The following is a 17923-nucleotide window of genomic DNA, read 5'->3' as shown; positions in this document are numbered from 1 at the left end:
AAGATCGCCAGCTGCGTGGCGAGCATCAGCCCGATCCGCCCGCCCACGGCACGCCAGCTCTGCCGTGCCAGTCGCGGCCACAGCCACACCGTGCTGATGAACAGTAGGACGGCGAGGACGACCGCCAGCAATAGCACTTTGTTGCTCGTGAGATCCATGGGCTGTTACCTGTCTGCGTTTTCCGCCCGGCATGGCCCACGCGTAGTTGCGAGGGCCTGTCCGGGGCTTTCCTTGACCTTTGACCCGACTTCCGGCGGGGAGTGAACCTCTCTCCCCGAGACACCGCCCTAGAGGGCCCAATGTCACCGAATGTCCGCTAGGGCCCGGGTCCAAGGTCTCTCGCAGAACTACGAGATGCGATGTCTGTCAGGTTAGATGAGCAAATGTGGGGCGGGGTTCCGAGCCGATCCAGCCAGCCGCGGCGCGTACAGCGCGGCTCGTGTCCCGAGCCCGAAAGAGTGCCACGGCAGCGAAGCACACTGATTTCTGGTCGGTTCAGTGTCCGGCTGGCGGCTGTATGTAGTCCTCCAGGCGGGCCACCGCGAAGCCCTGTTCCCGGATGCGCTTGAGCAGGTTCGCGAACATCTCCGTCATGGTGGCGCCCTTGAGCTCAGCGGGGCCGCGGAAATGGGCGAGGATGATGTCGCCGGGACGCAGCTTCTTGCCTGGCTCTTGGTACTGCATATTGCGTACCTGCATGGACTCGCGCCACCAGACGATCGCTCGTGGCCCGCACTCTCCCACCGCGATCTTGGTGTTGTGGTTGTACGCCCCGTAGGGCGGTCGGAAGAGGAACGGGGCGGTGCCGAACTGTTGCGTGAGGATCTTCTGGTCGCCGCACACCTCTTGCTTCTGGCGGACCAGCGGGATGGTGTTCATCGCGGGATGGTGCAGGGTGTGGTTCTGGATGTGGTTGCCCATGGCCTGCAGTGGCTTGAAATACCCATAGTCCGACTTGATGGCGTCGTTCATCAGGAACATCGTGATCGGGATCTTCAGGTCCCGCATCATCTCGATGAACTTGGGGTCCTTCTCCAGGCCGTCGTCGATGGTGATGAAGACGACCTTCTGGGATGTCGGTACGTGCGTGAAGACCGGAACCGGGCCGGTCGCGGACAGCTTGATGGGTTTGTCTGCCGGGGGCTCGGGAGCCGCGAGCAGCGGTGTCAGGCCCCACTTCTGCCAGGCGGCAGGCTCAGCCGTGACGTGCGACGCGGTCCCGGGCGTGCCGCCGACGGTGGCGGACGCCGGATTGGTCGCGTTCCCACCGCTCGTGCCGCAGCCGCCCACAGACAGGGCCAGGAGCCCGCTGGCCAGCGGGGCGTAGAACCTGCCACCTATGTTGCGTCGCTTCACCGTACCGGTCTCCTGACTGCAAAGCTGACTTCGACTCTGCTGGGAAGGTAACCGCGGCACGAAAGGTGAAGTTCAGTTGAAGTTCAGCGGAGGGTGAGAATACGGCCAAGACCGACAGCGCCCCCGCACCATGCGGGTCATCACAGCCATCGCCCGGCAGGAGGCGGCCGGTTCGGCGGGTGACGGAGTCGCGCAGATGCTTGGCGCCCGAAGCCTTCCGCCGCGCTCGCTGTCGGAGCCGAGTGGAGCGGCTTGAGTGCGCGGGAGATCTTGTCCCAGTCCTGGCGGCCCGCGTAGCGGAACGACGACCGGATCGGCTGGACGGCGCAGGTCTGGGTGACCGCCTGGGGCCAGACCGCCGAGATGGAGTCGGACAGGGCAGGCCCTTGAGTCCGTCGCAGACAACCATCCACACGTCCTCGACGCCGCGGTTCTTCATCTCGGTCAGGACCCGGAGCCGGTATTTTGCGCCTTCGCCGCCGTCGTCGGCCCACAGGCCGAGGATCTCGCGCGTGCCGTCCACCGTGACCGGCAGGGCGACGTAGACAGGCTGGTTCGCCACCTGCCCGTCGCGCACTTCACGCGCACACAGTCGATGAAGAGCACCGGATCGACCGGGTCCAGCGGCCGGTTCTGCCACTCGGTCATGCCATCGATGACCTTGTCGGTGATGGTCGAGACGGTCTGCTGGGACACGCTTGCGCCACGCAATAGACCCTCGGCCAGGTGAGCGGAGATGTCACCTTGAGTCAGGGCACGCGCGGACAGTGACAGGACCACCTCGTCGACACCGGTCAGCCGCCGCTGCCGCTTCTTGACGATCTGCGGCTCGAAGCTGCCGTCGCGGTCACGCGGCACCGTGGTCTTCACCGCGTCGACGTCGGTCAGCAGCATCTGGCTCGAACAGGGTGGGGGAGTGAGCCACCGTGACCTTGGCCCGGCGTAGCCCGTTGCACCCGCAGTGTGAGCGGAGCCGTAACTTCCGCTCCTGAACGTGGAGTTCGTGCTCCCCATGGAGAGGGGCCGAGGCGGGGCGGGGCGGGATTCTTGGGGGGTGAAGACTTCGGCGGCGTCGAGGCCGAGATAGCCCGTGACCATCAGCGCCGGATCGAAGCGGCCGTCGCAGAGATGCTCGAAGGAGCGCGCGAGGGCCCGGTCCACCGCTTGAGTCTCCCGCAGGGGGAGGCGCGAGGATGCAGGCGGGGACGCGACACGCCTTTCACGATCGGGGACTTGGCCCGGCGCACGGGGCTGACGGCCAAGGCCATTCGGTTCTACTCCGACACCGGAATCATGCCGCCGACAGACCGCAGCCCGGTCGGCTACCGGCGCTACGACACCGGTGCGCTGGCGCGTCCGGACCTTGTGCGCACCCTACGTGCGTGGCCTGGGGCTCGACCTTGCCGTCATCCGGCAGGTGGTGGACCGGAAGGTCTCGGTGCCCCGCGTCGCAGCCGCACACGCCGACGCCCTGGAGGTACGGATCCGCACCCTGCGACTGCGATGTGCGGTGCTGCGAGCGGTGGCCGAACGGGGCTCCACCCCCGAGGAAATGGACCTGATGCACAAGCTTGCCAGGCTTTCCGACGACGAACGCAGGCGCCTCGTCACCGACTTCATCGATGACACCTTCGGTCGGCTCGACGCCAATGCCGAGTTCGTGGACATGATGCGCTCGGCCATGCCCGACCTGCCGGACGACCCCGAACCCGATCAGGTCGACGCCTGGGTGGAACTCGCCGAGCTCACCCAGGATCTCGACTTCCGCGCGGCCGTGCGCCGCATGGCGCAGTACCAGGCAGCCGAGCGCACCCAAGGCGACGTCACCGGCTTGCACCACGGCCTGGCCGAAACCGTCCGTGACAGCGTCGGCCGCGCCCACTGTCCGGCCGGGCGCACGCGCACCGCAATCCGGTGGACGGCTGACACGGAGCGGCCCGAACGCCGAAACTCAGATCCACCTCTTACCTGTATTTCCCACTACTTCCCATTCGGGTGAGAGGGCGGTGAGACCTGTACGCGGTTCAGTCTCCGTTCATATTCCGTGCATGTTGACCGACGGATACTCCCCAAGATCCGGATTGCCGACTGCGTCCGTGAGTTTTCGGGAGTCCTGAAAGGCCGTTCATGCTCACCCCCCATAGCGAGCCGACCCGAGAGCGCGGCACCGAGCCCGCGTCGGCGCGTGCCATCTCCGCCGTGCTGACCCGTCCCCGCGGCGGCGGGTCGGCGCCGCCCGCACCCCGCACGGGTACGCCGCGGCCGGCGTACGAGCTCCCGGTGCTGCTGGGCATCGTGACGGCCGCCGCCGTGCTCACCCTGTGGGGCCTGGACGGCAGCTCGTTCCACGGGTTCTACGCGGCCGGCGTGCGCAGCATGACCGACAATCCGGTCGCCTTCTTCTACGGATCCTTCGACCCGGGCAACACGATCACGATCGACAAGCTGCCCGGCTACCTGTGGCCGCAGGCCCTGTCGGCGTTGGTCTTCGGCTTCCATCCATGGGCGCTGGTGCTGCCGCAGGCGATCGAAGGCCTGGCCTGCGTGGTCCTGCTCCACGGTCTGGTACGCCGCTGGGCGGGCGTGCCGGCCGGCCTGCTGGCGGCGGGCTTTTTGACCCTCACTCCCGTGTTCGTCGGCCTTGGGCGGTCCGTCACGGAGGACTCGCCGTTCGCCCTGCTGCTGCTTCTGGCCGCCGTGGCCACCCAGCGGGCGACCGAGCGGGGCCAGGGACGCCGGCTGCTGCTCGCGGGCGTGTGGGTGGGCGTGGCCTTCCAGTGCAAAATGCTGGAGGCCTGGGCGGTGCTGCCCGCGCTCGCCGTCACCTACCTCGTCGCCGCGCCCACGGCTCTGCGCCGTCGGCTCGTGCACGTCGCGCTGGCCGGCGCGGTGGCGTTCGCCGTGTCGGTGTCCTGGATGACGGTGGCCACGCTGACCCCGGCGTCCGACCGCCCCTACCTCGACGGCACCACGGACAACTCCGCGTACGGTCTGGTCGTCGGCTACAACTTCCTGACCCGCTTCCACGGCCTCGACGCGGCCGCCGCCGGCAGCGTCGCCCCCAACGAGAGCCTGCGGACGGCCGGCACCGGGCCCGGCCTGGGCGACAGCGTATGGAAGATGTTCAGCCCCGGGATCGCCACACAGACCGGGTGGCTGTACCCGCTGGCCGCGCTCGGGGTCGCGGGCGGCGCATGGGCGCTGTGGCGGCGGCGTGCGGCCCGCACGGACCGGGTGCTGGCGGGCTATGTGCTGTGGGGGTCATGGCTGGCCACGTTCTTCCTGGTGTTCAGCTTCGGCAGCGTGACCGGACACACCTACTACATGGGTGTCGTCGCCGTGGCGCTGGCCGCTATGGGCGGCGCCGGGGTTGTGCGGGCCTGGCGGGCGTGCCGCAAGGGCGGCCGACGGGCCTGGGTGCTGCCCGGCGTGATCGCCGTGAACCTCGCCTGGTGCGTGACCCTGACGCTGTGGTACCCGCACTTCTTCCCCTGGTCCGTCCCCATGGCCGCCGCCCTCGGCCTGGTCGCCCTGGTGCTGTCCTGCATCCGCCGACGGCCGCGCCTCGTCACGGCTGGCCTGGCCGCCGGCCTCGCCGCGGTCCTGCTCATCCCGGCCGCCTGGTCGGCGTCGGCGCTGTCCCTGCGCTACAACCAGCCCGGCTCGCTGGGCCGCGTGGGCCCCACCAACCACCGGGTGGGCAACCCGCTCGCGAAGCTCGGCCCGACCCGGGAACGCCTGCTGGCCTACCTGACCGCGCACCAAGGCGGCGCCGAGTACCTAGCCGCGGTGCCGGGCTGGTGGGAGGCCGCGCCCTACATCATCTCCGCCAACGCGCACGTGCTGCCCGTGGGCGGCTTCACCGGCCGGGTCCCGTATCCGACGTCCGGTCGCTTCCGCGAGCTGATCGACACCGGCCGGCTGCGCTACGTCGTCCTGAAGCGCGCCGAGGCGACCAGGAGCCTGCGCCACGCGGTCACGCCCACTGCCGTGATCATGCGCTGGACCGTCGGCCACTGCACGGTCGTGCCCCCGGCGGCCTACGGCTCCGGCGACCACGCGGAGGCGCTGTACGACTGTGGCCCGGGTCACGACGGGCGACCCGCGCCGAAGCACGTGAAGGTGTCTCATCGCCGGTGACCACGGCGCCTTGTTCCACTCCGCGATCACGGGTTGCCCGTGTTCGGTGGACCGCCGGGTGGCCGACGAGCAGCTGGATGCTGTCGCCGAGGCGGGCGAGCAGATCGGGGTAGCCGTCACCCGAGACATCACCTGCTCCGGTGACCTGGTCGATCGTCGCCGTGTCCAGTTGGGACTCGAACTGGCCCAGCTCCTGGCGGTTTTCTGTCGACGGCGCCGAATCCGATGTTCGCGTACACCCACAGCTTGCGGTCGGGGTGCCGGGCCACGAAGTCCTCGTAACCGTCGTTGGTGAAGTCACCGCGGCGTGTGATGAGCGTGTGCTGGAAGCCGGTCCCGGCCGCGAGCAGACGGCTGCCGAACTCTCCTTTGCCCATGCTGCCCGGGTACATGACGAGCCTGCCGCCGGGGTGGGCGGCCCACTTGTCCGGGGCGCCGTCGCCGTTCAGGTCACCGGGCTTGTCCTTGACGCCGGTGCTGGAGGCGTAGAAGAGGTAAGCGCCAGTGTCGGAGCGGTTGCCCGCCGGTCCTCGCTGTGGACGTACACGACGTGCGGACCGGCGTTGGACGGGGTGGCGGCGGTCGCGGGGTTCTTCTGGTTCGGCCCGTGGACGTACTTGACCACATCCTTGGCGCCGCCGTTGGAGATGGTGGAGGTGTCGGGGGTGCGGGCGGGTGCGCCCCACTCGGGAGCTTCATCGCGGTCCTTGGCTATGGGGCACTCCTTGGAGTAGGCGCCGTCGGCAGGTTCTGGTCCGTTCGCGGTGCTTCGCTGGGTGCATCGGCCGGAGCGAAGATGCGGTGCTCGGGCACAACTTCTTCACAGGTAGGATCACTGCGACGCGCTCAGGACTCTTCCCGAGCCTGCCGCGGCTTGCCGCAGTCACATCCTCCAACGGCCGCCGGTGTTTACGGAGTTCGGCCGACGGAGCGGGCTGGGCAACGGCAGCAGTAGACCGCACGGGGGTTCTTCGTCCGCCGCCCTGACCAGGCGACGCGAGCGGGAACCGTCACCGGGCACCAGCGCAACCTGTTCGGCCGGTGCTCGGGTGGCCGCAGCAGTTCTGCGACCTTCCTCGGCCCACGGGGTGGCGCGCACGTTCACCGGTCCTCGCTCGTGGGTGAGGACATGTTCCTTGGGGGGTTCTGCGATGTCCTACGATCCTGTCGGCAGACCGGTCGGCGGTCCCGTTCTGCGTTCGGTCAAGGGTCTGGCTGCCGCTGTCTCAATACTGTTCTGTATTGCCGCCGCGGTGGACATCTTCGCCGTCTGGGCGGGTTTCGGCCTGTACAGCCACCTGGGCAGTGCGCTGACCGGCCACACCGACCAGGTCGTCCACGACGCACACGTCCTCGACGCGGTTGGGAAAGCCCAGATCGGTGCCGTTCTGATCACGGGGATCGTCTTCATCGCCTGGTTCTACCGGGTACGTGTCAATGCCGAGTACTTCGCCCAGGACGTGTGCACCATGGCCCGTGGATGGGCCATCGGCGCCTGGTTCGTCCCCGTCGGTAACCTCTGGCTGCCCTACCGCGTCGCAAGCGAGATCTGGCAAGCCAGCGCCCAGAGCGCACCCGACGGCTCCTGGCGCACCGTCTCCAAGGCCCCTGTCACCGCCTGGTGGACCCTGACCATCACCTCCGTCATCATCGGCCGGGCCGGCTCCCGACTCACCGACTCGGCCACCACCCTCGCCGGCCTGCGTCACGCGGTCGCCCTCGCCGCGCTCGGCGACCTCCTCAACGCGGTGGCAGCCGTCCTGGCCATCGTCTTCGTTCGCAGACTCACCGGCATGCAACAAGCGCCCCACGCTTCGGCCGTGGCCGCCGCCGTCGGACCGTGGCCGACGCACTGAGCCCTGTCAGGCCCAACCTCCTGCCGGCCGGGAGTCCAGGCGTCGCGCGCATCAGGCCATCCGTCAGGACGTCCCAGACGGTCTCGCCCTGGTCTTCCGAAGCACGTCTCAAGACAGCGACGGGCCGTCACGGATCCCGCTGACAAGCCGTATCGGGGCGGCCGCATGACACGCCTGCGTCCCGCACCGCACGGCGTCGCCCGCCTCACACCAGCTACAGCACAGAAAGTGGATACATGGATATATCGGCTACCTTCACCTTGTCGCGGCGCCAGCTCCGCACAGCTCTCCGTAACACACCGGTGATGCGGAAGATGACGATCGCCTTGGCGCTGGTTTCCGTGATCGGGCTGTTGAAAGTGCTCGCGGAGGGGAAGCCGGGCACGTTCGGTTACGTCTGTCCCGCCGTCCTGGTCCTCGTCCAGGCACTGGGCATACCGATGGCCGCACGCCGTGCCGCCGCCCAGATGCGGGGACCCTGGACCGTGCGCATCACCGACACGGACTACCACCTGCAGACCACGGTAAACCAGGCAACAGTGCGCTTGGACGCCTACCGCGACGCCCGTTTCCACCGTGGGTTCTGGTACCTGACCAGCCCCACCGGCACCAGCTTCTTTCCCGCCGCTGTGTTCACCGCCGACGAACAGACCCAATTGGCACAGCTGTTCGCCCACAGCCTGCCGCCACGCAAGCGGGCACGGTACCGCCCCTACTCCTGACCGGCGCCAGGCCGCATGTCTGAGCTCCTGAAAGTCCATTGCCAGGACCTGAGATGTCCCTCTGACCCGTCAAGCTTGTTCAGTGCGCCACCGGCACCGGGACGCCGATTCCGCCCAGGGTGTCCGCGCCGAATCGCTCGATTTCCGAGTCCAGGTCGAGCGGCAGGCCGCCCTGTCGGTCTGTCCCGGTGAGTCGTCAGGCAGGCACCAGCCGGCACACCTCGAACTCCAGGCCGTCCGGGTCTTGTGCGTACAGCGCCTTGGTGGTGCCGTGGCCGGTCTCCCTGACCAGCGCACCAGCCTCGATCAGCCTGGTCCTGAGGTGCTTCAGTTCGGTCAGCGTTTCCACTTCCCAGGCCAGGTGGCAGAGCCCGACCGTGCGCCGTCCGGCCTCGGAATCACCAGCCTCGGCACCGATCTGGAGAAGGCCCAGGTCATGGTCGTTGGCGGAACCCTCGGCTTGCCGGAACGCGGCGCCGGGGAGGCCGAACACCGGGCGGAAGCCGAGCACGGTGGTGTAGAAGGCGGCACGGCGCTCGACGTCGCGGACGTAGAGCACGGCGTGGTTGAGACTCTGCATCGTCATTGGTGACTCCTTGGAAATGCCCAGCAGTTGGTCGTGCCGGGCTGACATCACTCTGCTGTACGGGAGTTCGGTTGCCGGACGGGTGGAACGCCGAGAGCAGCAACTCGGGGTCCCATTGGTCGGCGCCGGCGGCATGGCGCGCGGCCACGGGCTTGTGGCCGGGTTCGGTGGAGGTCATCAGGAGATCCCGCCGCACCGCACCTACATCGACACCGGGTCGGTCGAGGTGTTCCGTGACGAGATACTCACCTACGCCCGTCGGCTGTCCGAGGCGGGCGTGAGCGTCGACCTCCACATGTGGGGCGTGCCTTCCACTCGTTCGACCTGATGGCACCCCACGCGGCGGTGTCACCGGGCTTCCAACGCGACACGCGAGGAATTCATCCGCCGAGCCCTGGAGGACTGAGCCACCTCACTGGTCCCTCGGTGTAACCGGGGAGCGACAGTGGCCTTGGAGGTTCCGTTGCGTGATCTCATCGGCAGACTGGAAGTCGTCGACGATATGGCGGCCAGTGCGCTGCGGGTCATCGACCAACTTCGACCGCCTGGTCGAGGAGCGGGCCACGGTCGCGGCCGTGGTCCGGGCCGTGGCCGCGCCGGCGGGGTGCCCGGCCGGTCTGCGCGCTGGCCGCCAGACCACCCGTCGCTACGCCGCCGACGGGCACCAACCTGCTCGGAGAAGACCGCAGTTTCCCGCCTCCGCCCGGATTCGCCGCCACGGCGAATGCCACCGAGGACGTCCGTCGGGCCGCCGCAGGGACCGGCTGGGCTTCTGGTCCGCGCAGGCCCGCCGCCCGTCCTGGGCCGAGCCGCCGCAGCAGGCGCTGGACTGGTCCCGGCCGCCGCTCGGGTATGGACGATCACCTCCGGCGAACCCGCGCTCTCCGCCCACGTCCTGGTCGAACCCGGCGGCGACTGCCACGCCGTATGGCGCCACCTTCAGCAACTGCTGCGCGACAATCACGGCATCGGCCACGCAGCCCTCCAGGTCGATCACCTGGGAGAGGACACGGACGCCGCGGAACTGCTCCGGATCACCACGCCGCCGGCCGAGCCGGCAGAGCGCTGCGACGATGCCCACGGTCCAGTCCACCGCCCCGGCCCGCACGCACACCGAAGTCCCGGCGTGCTCTCGGACGCCCCTTCACCGGTTGCGAGGAAGCACTGGTGACCAGCACGGACGGCACCGCCCGCCGGTCCCTGCTCCGGCGGCGGGCGCTCAAGCTGATCGGTGTCGGCTTCGCGCTGCTCGCTGTGTACCTGCTGGTGCAGTCCACCGGGGTGCTGGTCTCCGGCTTCCGTCCGCATCACTCCGCGCTGGGGATCGTGTGGACCGCGGTTACCGCCGTGGTGATGTTCGCCCTCGCGGCCGGCAAGGCCCGCACCGGCGCCGCACTGGCCGACTCGGTACTCACCACCGAAGGCCGGGGCACCCTCACCGACGCCGTACTGCTCGGTCTGATGCTCGACTCTCTGGCCGGACTGCGGTGGGCCGACCCCGCCGCCGGACCTTGCGCCGTGGCTCAGCCGGTGGGTGTCGCGCGAGGGAAGAAGACACGGGCGGGCAGCAGCAGCCCGGCGAGCGACAGAACGATGAACACCACCTGGTGGACATGATCCTTTCCCGGTGGTAGCCCTCCCACCAGGTGCGCGATCCAGAAGACCGGATAGAACCACTGCGCGTACCAGGCCCACCGTTCCCCGCGGCGGAACGGTACGAGGGTGATCAGCACGCCGAACAGGCCCATGCCGGTCGCGGCCACTCCGTCGGCCCGCATGAGTTGTGCATTGCCGGACCCCGGGAACACGGCGGCGACGACACCGAAGGCCAGGATGCCGACACCCACGATGAGGAGGCAGATCCACGCTGCCTTCAGACGCACGCTCTCGTGCCGCATGGAGAATGCGTACCCGCTTCGGCGAGACACGGCACGCCTTTTCTTGGTCACCTTGAGTACGCGCGCGATTGCATCGAGAAGCACATGGTGGAGTCCGCTGCCGGAGGTGGGCCGACCGCGCCTGGCCAATACCCTGACTGCCCGGGGTCAAGGTGTGGTCATGCGGTACGGCGACGCTCTGGTGCGGGCGTATTCTTTGTGAGGTTTGATCAGACACCTCGTTCGGTGAGGTGTCTTCACGGACACAGGCCAGTGATCAAAGCTCTGACGAGTCGGGGTGTGCCGGGACCGAACGTGCCCGGCTGCCCCTTGCCGTAGGACCGCGACACCTCGCGCGGCCATGACCGGGAGGAGGCGACATGGACAGTAGTCCGGGCCATAGTCGGCCCCTCTCTGTGTTGTCCGCGCCGTCCTTCCGCGGCCCGGAGCAGCTTCCGTTCCTCTGATCCCCGCCCAGCTGACCGGCCTGGCAGGCCGTGTGCAGGCGTGTGCTCGGTATGCCTCGTGCCGCCGGCCCGGGAAGGAAACGTGCTGCCGCGGGTCGCCCGTAGCCCCGTCATGCCGGGGCAAGGGGGTGTTCACCTTGACTGCCCAGACTCTGTTCATGTCCACCTCGGCCCGTCTGCGCGACCGCCGCGTCCATCTGGAGCGCCGCGCCACGGCCTCCAAGGCCGTGCGCACCTCGCTGGTCTCCCTGGCCGGGCTGATCGGCGGCCCAGTCACCAACCAGTCCGGCGACGAGGTCGGGCGCGTCGCCGACGTCGTCGCCCGGCTGTACGGCACCGATTCCTACCCGCCGGTCACCGGGCTCATCCTGCGCATCGGCCGGCGCCGCACCTTCCTGCCCGCCGACGCCATCGGCAAGGTGCACGCCGGACAGGTACGGCTGCGCACCGCCCGGGTCGACCTGCGGGACTTCGTCCGCCGCCCGGGCGAGGTGCTGCTGGCCAAGGACGTTCTCGACCATCAGCTGGTCGACGTGGACGGGGTCCAGGTCACCCGCGCCGCCGACCTGTACCTGGCACCCCTGGTGGATCAGGTCGTCCTGGTCGGGGTGGACGTCTCCCTGCCCACGCTGCTGCGCCGGCTCGGCCCGCGCCGCTGGCAGGCCCGCCCGACCCCGGAGCGGGTGCTGGACTGGCAGGCGGTCGCGCCCTTCGCCGAGCAGGCCACCGAGGGCCCGCCGGAGGTGCGGCTGCGCGCCTCCCGGGCGGCACTGCACCGACTCCGTCCGGCCGACCTCGCCGACATTCTCGAAGACCTCGGCCGCGCCGAACGGCAGCAGCTGCTGCGCTGGCTGGAGCCGGAGCAGGCCGCCGACGCGCTGGAGGAGATGGAACCGGCCGAGCTGGAGAACCTGCTGCGCGAGGCACAGCCGGAACACGCCGCCCGCCTGGTCGACGAGATGGAGCCCGACGAGGCCACCGACGCCCTGCGCGACCTCACCCGTGAGGAGCGCGAGGCACTGCTGGCGCGTATGCCGAAGGACGAGGCGGCGGAACTGCGGCGGCTGCTGGCCCACCGGGAGGGCACCGCGGGCGGTGCCATGACCACGCTGCTGATCACGGCCCGCCGGGACGAGACCGTCGCCGAGGTGCGGGCCCGGCTGGCCGAACAGGCCGAGCACCGTACCGAGATCGACGCGGTCGCTGTCGTGGACGGCGCGGACCGGCTGCTGTGCGACCTCGCGCTGTTCGACCTGGCGGTGGCCGAGGACACGACTCCGATCGCCGACCTGGTCACCTGGCGGGCGCAGTTCGGCCCGCCGGACACCGTCCAGGCCGATACCTCCCTGACGGAGGCCGCCGACCAGCTGGTCGCGGCCCGTGCCTCCTCACTCCTGGTGGTGGACGACACCGACCGCCCGATCGGCCGGATCCTCGCCGACGACCTGCTCGACGCGATGCTGCCCGAACGCGGGCGGATGCACTTCCGGAGGTTCCTGCAGTGACCCGCGACCTCGATACCGCCACCGCGGCTCCGGAGTCCGCTGTTCCCGCGCGCCGTACCGGCTGGCGGCGCATCACCATGGTCGCGGCGATCGCGGGTCCCGGCCTTGTCGCCGCGAACGCCGGCAATGACGCCGCCGGCATCGCGACCTACGCCTCGGCGGGCTCCCAATTCACCTACGGCACCCTGTTCTTCATGGTGCTGGTCACCGTCGCCCTGGTGATGGTGCAGGAGATGGCCGTCCGCCTCGGTGCCCACACCGGCAAGGGCCTGGGCGCCCTGATCCGCGAACAGTTCAGCCTGCGCCTGACCGGCCTCGCCGTCTTCTGCCTCCTGCTGGCCAACACCGGCCTGGTCGTCTCCGAGTTCGCGGGCATAGGCGCCGCCTTCGAACTCCTCGGCGTGCCCAAGTGGGCGGTCATCCCGCCGGCCGCGATCCTGCTGTGGGCGCTGGTGCTGTTCGGCTCCTACCGCTGGGCCGAACGCATCTTCCTGATCATGTCGTTGGCGTTCTTCGCCTACCCGATCGCGATGATCCTCGGCCACCCCGACTGGGGCGCCGTCGGCCACCACTTGGTGGTCCCGCACATGGAGCCGAGCAAGGACTTCATCCTGCTGGCGGTCGCGTTGATCGGTACGACGGTCAGCCCGTACATGCAGTTCTACGCCGCCGCGGGCGTCGTCGACCGCGGCGCCAAGCCCGCCGACTACCCGCTCATCCGCGCCGACGCCATCCTCGGCGCCGTCTTCGCCTGCGTCATCAGCCTGACCATCATCATCGCCACCGCTTCCGCGATCGGCGGCACGGGCCCGCTCGACTCCGCCGCCCAGGCCGCCGAGGCCCTCAAGCCGGTGGCCGGCCAGAACGCCGAACTCCTCTTTGCCCTCGGCCTGATCGGCGCCTCCGCCCTCGCCGGAGCCGTGGTCCCGCTCTCCGCCAGCTACGCAGTAGGAGAGGCCGCCGGCGTGGAGCGCTCCGTCTCCCGCAGCTTCCGCGACGCCCCGCTGTTCCTGGGCCTGTTCACCGCCCAGATCGTCCTCGGTGCCACGGTGGCCATGACCCCGGTCGACGTCATCCAGCTGCTGATCGGCACCCAGGTGCTGCAGGGCCTGATCAGTCCCATCGTCCTGGTCTACCTGCTGGTCCTGACCAACCGCCGCTCCGTCCTCGGCGACGCGGCAAACGGCCCGCGCTACCGCATCGCCGCCACAGCCGTGGTCGTCGGCGTCGCCGCCATGTCCACCATCCTGCTCCTCCAGACGATCCTGAGCTGGTTCGGCCTCGCCTGATCCCGGGATTCAGCCGGTTCTCCTGCGTAGGGCCGAAGCAGGGCGACCCGCATGGACGGTCATGCGCTGGCCCCAACTGTCGGCCGACCAGCTCCCCGAGCTGACCACAGGACGCCTGCTGTCCACATGGCAGCCGGAGGTCGCCGCGCTGTTGCCGGTCGTCGTCCTCGGCGCGTCGTACGACAGACTCAGCGCCGCCGGCGACGCGAGGCGGTGCGGTTGGGGGCCGCCGGGTTGTTCGCCGAGGGGGTTGCCCCTTCAGAGGGCGCTCGCCGGTTGCGGGTCGGCTCGAAGTCGGCCTACCGGTGGCAGAAGGCCTGGCGGGAGGGCGGGACGGCGGCGCCGGCCTCGGCCTTTTCCCGGTGGTCACCAACTGATTCCGGCCGTCACCGGCAGGTGGTCGCTGCCGTTGGCCGGGAGCACCGACGCACTCCCCGGCTCCACGCCGCGGAACAGGACCTGGTCGATCCGCACCACCGGGAACTCAGCCGGCCAGGTGAAACCGAAGCCGTCCCCGGCCGCGTCCTGAGCCGAGTGCATCTGCACGCCTATGTCCCGCCAAGCCGTCCAGAAGCCCACCTTGGGATTGACCGTATGGACCCCAGGTGGGCCACATACCCCGTCAGCGGCTTGTGGTCCGTGGCCACCGTGGTGCGGGACAGCGGCAGCTTGCTCCACAGCCCGACCGTGCCCTGCACCGAGTGGTACGGGTACGCCTTCGCCAGCCCCTTCTCGTAGGCCGGTGCCGACCGGGTCGCGGTTGTCTGCGTCGACGTTTTCCTCTGGCCACGGTGAGGTCGCCGCCCGGGTGGGACGTGTCGTCGAGCAGTCTGCCGAAGAGTCCGAGACGGAAGCGCGCCTCACCGACCTGGCGACCACCCGGACGCCTTCAACCAGGACCCCGACCAGGCATTCCGGGTCCGCGAACTACACGAACTCCTCGGCATGCCAACCGACGACCCAGCCCTGAACGCCACCCGAAGCCGCCTCGGACGCCTCACCCGCCAAGGCTTTCACCCGTACACGATCAACCCGCTGGTGTCGGAAGGGGCTTGGAAGGGCACGTCATGTCGTGCGCCGGGATCCTCCCCTTGAGCAGATAGGCATCGACGACCGAGTCCACGCACGCGTTGCTGTTCTGGTACTGGCCGTGGTCGCCGCCTCCGGTGACCGTGAGCAGCCGCGAGCCATTCAGCGCCTTGTGCGCGCGCAGCGCGCCCTCGTAGTACGTGGCCGGGTCGTGCACGGAGTTGAGCATGAGGATGGGCGGCAGCCCCTTGCCGGTGACCTTGACGTGTGGCGCGTCCGACTTCGGCCAGGACGCGCACGTCGCCGCGTACGCGAGTTCCCGGGCTCCCACCAGCGGGTACTTCTTGGTGTCCGTGGCGCTCTGCCGCAGCCAGTAGGCGAGGTCGCGGTTCCACGGGGTGTCGTTGCAGGTGACCGGGAAGAAGGCGGCGGCGAAACCGGGAGAAAGGTAGTTCGCGAAGGTCTTCTCGACCAACTGCCGCTCGGCCGGCGTCGCCGTGTCCCAGTGCTCCAGGGCGGCCAGAACGGACGCCAGAGGGCGCCACCGCAGGTCGGCGTTGTACATGCCCTGGAGCGTGGCGTTGTCGAGCTGGTTGGGGCCGATCGTCAGCGAGCCGATGGTGATGGGGTGGTCGTGCAGCGAGGTACGGCGTGCCTCCCACGTGGCTTTCGCCTCGGCCGCCGTGCTCCCGTAGTGGTAGACGGAGTCGTACTTCGCAATCCATCGCAGGAAGTCCTGCTCGAAGCGGCGCTGGAAGCTCATCGGCTGCCCGAGCTCGGCCTGCTGCCAGGTCGCGTCGAACGGCTCGTTGCTGTCCAGCACGGCGCGCTCGACGTGCTGCGGGAACTCCGTCGCGTAATACGCGCCGAGCCATGTGGCGTACGAGGGGCCGTAGTACGAGATCTTCTGCACGCCGAGCAGTGCACGGAACAGGTCCATGTCGTGCACGGCCTGGTCCGTATTGAGGTACTTGACCAGATCGCCGCTGCGTTGCTGGCAGTTCTTCGCGAACTGCCGGGAACGGTTCACGACGCCCTGGAGCGCGGCGGGGGAGCGGTCGCGGAAGTCGCCGGCGTAGAAGTCCTGGTACTCGGCGTCGGTCTGGCACGTGGCGTGTGAGCTGCTGCCGACGCCGCGCTGGTCGAAGCTGACCACGTCATACGCGGCGCCGACCGCGGGCGACGCCTTCACGAACCCCGCGGGCCGGTTCAGCCCCGACGCGCCCGGTCCGCCGGCGGCCATCATCAGTACCCTGCGCCCCTTCGCGGGATCGGCCGCCCGGTGCCGCGACACCTCGATGGTGAGGTCCGCGCCGACGCCAGGGTGGTGCCAGTCGCGGGGCACGGTCATCCTCGCGCACTCCAGCGTCGGGGCCTGTGCGCACGGCTGCCAGTCGAGCCGCTGGCCGGCGTAGTGGGCTGCAGCGTACGGCGGCCCGATGGCCGGTCCGGCCTGTGCCCCGGCCGGCGCCGCCCCCGCCCCCGCCGCCGCGACGGCCGCGGCCACCACTGCCGAGACGGAGGACGCCGGCCACCACGCCGCGCGGAACCCGGACACCGAAGACGTGAACTTCGAGAATCTGGACATCGAATCCCCTCACTGCCGCGCTGGGCCGCGCGGCGCCTGCTTCGATGTTCGGGCCCGGACGGTGCTCGATCGATCACGCTGGTGCCCGTCCTAGGGGTGGTGCCAGCACTACCCCCGGGCTACGGCTTCCCTCCATAGACTGGCGAGGTAATGCTTGCGGGTCAGAGAGCGATCTTCTTGTGGAAGCACACCCGGTCCTGCCCAGGACCGTCGTAGTCGGTGTGTACAGACAGCCCGTAGGCCTCCCTGTCCCCGCGCTCCAGTGAGAATCCCATGGCGCGGTGGAATGCGATGGATCCTGCGTTCATCGGCGAGGTGATCGCACGGACCTCCGTGCGGCCTTCCTCGGCGGCATGCTGGAAAAACGTCATGTAGAGGCGTCGGGCCATGCCTTGTCCTCGCAGCTTGGGGTCCACTCCCACGAAGTGGATGTATGCCTCGGTGTCGTTGTCGGCGGCGTAGAAGCCGATGAGGAAGGCACGGATGTCCGTCCCGTCCTCAAGGATCAGGCTGGTGCCGCAGAAGAACTGCAAGAACAGTCTGGGCAGCAGCAAGGACAGCTCTCGGGCCTGTTCGGGGGTGCGTGAGTCCCCCCACCACCGCTGCACACACTCTACGATCGTGCGGTGGTCAGAAGTCCTGGCGTGGCGCAGTGCGGGCATTCCGGTCCTCCCGTTTCGTCATGGCGCCGGCGCAGCCGACGGAACCGTTCAGCCACGCCATCGTCGTTGAACTGTGCATGATGGGGTCTGGGGCGGCGCGTCTCGATGTCCTTGTCCACGGCGCCAACCTGACAGAACCATCCGCCGACCACTGACCGTTTACTGGCGGGACGCGCCACAGGTTCGGCCCGGATCACAGAGATCCCACAAGAACCGCCCCTACGGTGCGTCGGCGGAAGTCGGCAACGAGGGGGAGCACCGTGGATCGTTCACGTCGTCTGGGCGGACGCTACCGTCTGGAACAGGTCCTGGGCCGCGGGGGGATGGCCGAAGTATGGCTGGCGTACGATGTGCTGCTGTTCCGCCAGGTCGCCGTGAAGACGCTCAGGCCGGAACTGGCGGTCGATGCCGAACACTGGGCGCGTTTCCGCCGTGAGGTCGTCTCGGCGGCCCTGCTGGGCCACCCGTCCGTCGTCGCCGTGTACGACGCGGGCGAGGACACGGTCGACGGCCACCTCGTCCCGTACCTCGTGATGGAGTACGTCAAGGGCACCACGCTGCTCCAATTCGTGCGCGAGGCACGGATCGCCGGACCCGAGCACGCCCTGCGACTCGCCGCCGGTGTGCTGGAGGCGCTCGATCACGCCCACCGCCACGGCATCGTCCACCGGGACATCAAACCGGCGAACGTCATGCTCTCCCGCGAGGGCACCGTGAAGGTGACGGATTTCGGCATCGCCCGCTCCGTGGATCGGGCGGGTACGACCCTCACCCGCACCTCGGTGGTGGTGGGCACGGCCGAGTACCTCTCGCCGGAACAGGCCCGGGGCGAGCAGGTGGACGTCC

General features: G+C 69.2%; 14 protein-coding genes and 5 pseudogenes. 11 read left to right on the top strand and 8 right to left on the bottom strand.

Translation table 11 applies throughout. The features are described 5' to 3' along the window. From AV521_RS52100 to AV521_RS45675, 3 genes and pseudogenes are all read right to left on the bottom strand, one after another. A pseudogene (locus tag AV521_RS52100) lies at positions 1 to 158 on the bottom strand (esterase); the annotation flags it as partial. A gap of 337 nt (positions 159 to 495) precedes the next feature. After that, a complete protein-coding gene (locus AV521_RS45680) occupies positions 496 to 1356 on the bottom strand; it encodes a polysaccharide deacetylase family protein (RefSeq protein ID WP_076097861.1) in 861 nt (286 codons plus the stop codon). A gap of 182 nt (positions 1357 to 1538) precedes the next feature. Beyond that, a pseudogene (locus tag AV521_RS45675) lies at positions 1539 to 2226 on the bottom strand (transposase); the annotation flags it as partial. A gap of 294 nt (positions 2227 to 2520) precedes the next feature. Between AV521_RS45675 and AV521_RS47365 the strand changes: the two are divergent. The 5 genes and pseudogenes from AV521_RS47365 to AV521_RS45645 all read left to right on the top strand — a co-directional run. Continuing rightward, positions 2521 to 3235 (top strand): annotated as a pseudogene (locus AV521_RS47365) (MerR family DNA-binding transcriptional regulator); the annotation flags it as partial. A 248-nt stretch (positions 3236 to 3483) separates the two neighbouring features. Beyond that, positions 3484 to 5496, top strand: a complete 2013-nt coding sequence (locus AV521_RS45660; protein WP_256726017.1) for a glycosyltransferase family 39 protein — start codon at positions 3484 to 3486, stop codon at positions 5494 to 5496. 140 nt (positions 5497 to 5636) lie between these two features. Next, positions 5637 to 6230, top strand: a complete 594-nt coding sequence (locus tag AV521_RS45655; RefSeq protein WP_143658777.1) for a hypothetical protein — start codon at positions 5637 to 5639, stop codon at positions 6228 to 6230. 519 nt (positions 6231 to 6749) lie between these two features. Further along, the gene (locus AV521_RS45650) at positions 6750 to 7352 is read left to right on the top strand and encodes a DUF4328 domain-containing protein (protein WP_256726016.1); all 603 of its coding nucleotides are present in this window, start codon (positions 6750 to 6752) and stop codon (positions 7350 to 7352) included. A 305-nt stretch (positions 7353 to 7657) separates the two neighbouring features. Beyond that, the gene (locus AV521_RS45645) at positions 7658 to 8074 is read left to right on the top strand and encodes a hypothetical protein (protein ID WP_143658776.1); all 417 of its coding nucleotides are present in this window, start codon (positions 7658 to 7660) and stop codon (positions 8072 to 8074) included. 196 nt (positions 8075 to 8270) lie between these two features. On the opposite strand, the gene AV521_RS45640 is transcribed toward AV521_RS45645, so the two are convergent. After that, positions 8271 to 8660 carry a VOC family protein gene (locus tag AV521_RS45640; protein ID WP_305965231.1) on the bottom strand — a complete coding sequence of 130 codons (390 nt, stop codon included), beginning with the start codon at positions 8658 to 8660 and terminating at the stop codon, positions 8271 to 8273. Positions 8661 to 8742: 82 nt separating this feature from the next. Between AV521_RS45640 and AV521_RS52095 the strand changes: the two genes are divergently transcribed. Both AV521_RS52095 and AV521_RS45625 read left to right on the top strand, forming a co-directional pair. Beyond that, positions 8743 to 8988 (top strand): hypothetical protein, encoded by a 246-nt coding sequence (locus AV521_RS52095; protein ID WP_256726015.1) that lies wholly within the window; start codon positions 8743 to 8745, stop codon positions 8986 to 8988. 839 nt (positions 8989 to 9827) lie between these two features. Continuing rightward, the gene (locus AV521_RS45625; protein ID WP_256726014.1) at positions 9828 to 10277 is read left to right on the top strand and encodes a hypothetical protein; all 450 of its coding nucleotides are present in this window, start codon (positions 9828 to 9830) and stop codon (positions 10275 to 10277) included. Here the strand turns inward: AV521_RS45625 and AV521_RS45620 are convergent. Further along, positions 10184 to 10558 (bottom strand): hypothetical protein, encoded by a 375-nt coding sequence (locus AV521_RS45620; RefSeq protein ID WP_076097855.1) that lies wholly within the window; start codon positions 10556 to 10558, stop codon positions 10184 to 10186. The genes AV521_RS45625 and AV521_RS45620 overlap by 94 nt on opposite strands. Positions 10559 to 11141: 583 nt before the next feature. Between AV521_RS45620 and AV521_RS45615 the strand changes: the two genes are divergently transcribed. From AV521_RS45615 to AV521_RS53120, 3 genes and pseudogenes are all read left to right on the top strand, one after another. Then, positions 11142 to 12509: a magnesium transporter MgtE N-terminal domain-containing protein gene (locus AV521_RS45615; protein WP_076097863.1), complete on the top strand. Its 1368-nt coding sequence runs from the start codon at positions 11142 to 11144 to the stop codon at positions 12507 to 12509. Beyond that, the gene (locus AV521_RS45610) at positions 12506 to 13798 is read left to right on the top strand and encodes an NRAMP family divalent metal transporter (RefSeq protein WP_076097854.1); all 1293 of its coding nucleotides are present in this window, start codon (positions 12506 to 12508) and stop codon (positions 13796 to 13798) included. Before AV521_RS45615 ends, AV521_RS45610 begins: the two co-directional genes overlap by 4 nt. 51 nt (positions 13799 to 13849) lie before the next feature. Further along, positions 13850 to 14080 (top strand): annotated as a pseudogene (locus tag AV521_RS53120) (hypothetical protein); the annotation flags it as partial. An 84-nt stretch (positions 14081 to 14164) separates the two neighbouring features. Here the strand turns inward: AV521_RS53120 and AV521_RS49985 are convergent. The 3 genes and pseudogenes from AV521_RS49985 to AV521_RS45595 form a co-directional block, all read right to left on the bottom strand. Continuing rightward, positions 14165 to 14645, bottom strand: a pseudogene (locus AV521_RS49985) (hypothetical protein); the annotation flags it as partial. A 180-nt stretch (positions 14646 to 14825) separates the two neighbouring features. Further along, complete coding sequence (locus AV521_RS45600) at positions 14826 to 16415, bottom strand: alpha/beta hydrolase (protein WP_179023899.1); 1590 nt, start codon at positions 16413 to 16415, stop codon at positions 14826 to 14828. 161 nt (positions 16416 to 16576) lie between these two features. Continuing rightward, on the bottom strand, positions 16577 to 17077 hold the full coding sequence (locus AV521_RS45595) for a GNAT family N-acetyltransferase (protein WP_076097852.1): 501 nt from the start codon (positions 17075 to 17077) through the stop codon (positions 16577 to 16579). Positions 17078 to 17337: 260 nt separating this feature from the next. Here AV521_RS45595 and AV521_RS45590 point away from each other — a divergent pair. Next, the coding region (locus tag AV521_RS45590; protein ID WP_143658775.1) for a protein kinase at positions 17338 to 17923 on the top strand (586 nt) is incomplete at its 3' end.

The organism is Streptomyces sp. IMTB 2501 (assembly GCF_001953885.1).
Classification (GTDB): Bacteria; Actinomycetota; Actinomycetes; order Streptomycetales; family Streptomycetaceae; genus Streptomyces.
The sequence above is the reverse complement of the archived record's forward strand: the minus strand, read 5'-3'. Positions and strand labels throughout refer to the sequence as shown.

Coding starts and splice junctions, on each gene's coding strand:
- AV521_RS45640 (WP_305965231.1), bottom strand. CDS start 8,660: ATGACGATGCAGAGTCTCAACCACGCCGTGCTCTACGTCCGCGACGTC.
- AV521_RS45660 (WP_256726017.1), top strand. CDS start 3,484: ATGCTCACCCCCCATAGCGAGCCGACCCGAGAGCGCGGCACCGAGCCC.
- AV521_RS45595 (WP_076097852.1), bottom strand. CDS start 17,077: ATGCCCGCACTGCGCCACGCCAGGACTTCTGACCACCGCACGATCGTA.
- AV521_RS45645 (WP_143658776.1), top strand. CDS start 7,658: ATGCGGAAGATGACGATCGCCTTGGCGCTGGTTTCCGTGATCGGGCTG.
- AV521_RS45620 (WP_076097855.1), bottom strand. CDS start 10,558: ATGCGGCACGAGAGCGTGCGTCTGAAGGCAGCGTGGATCTGCCTCCTC.
- AV521_RS45600 (WP_179023899.1), bottom strand. CDS start 16,415: ATGTCCAGATTCTCGAAGTTCACGTCTTCGGTGTCCGGGTTCCGCGCG.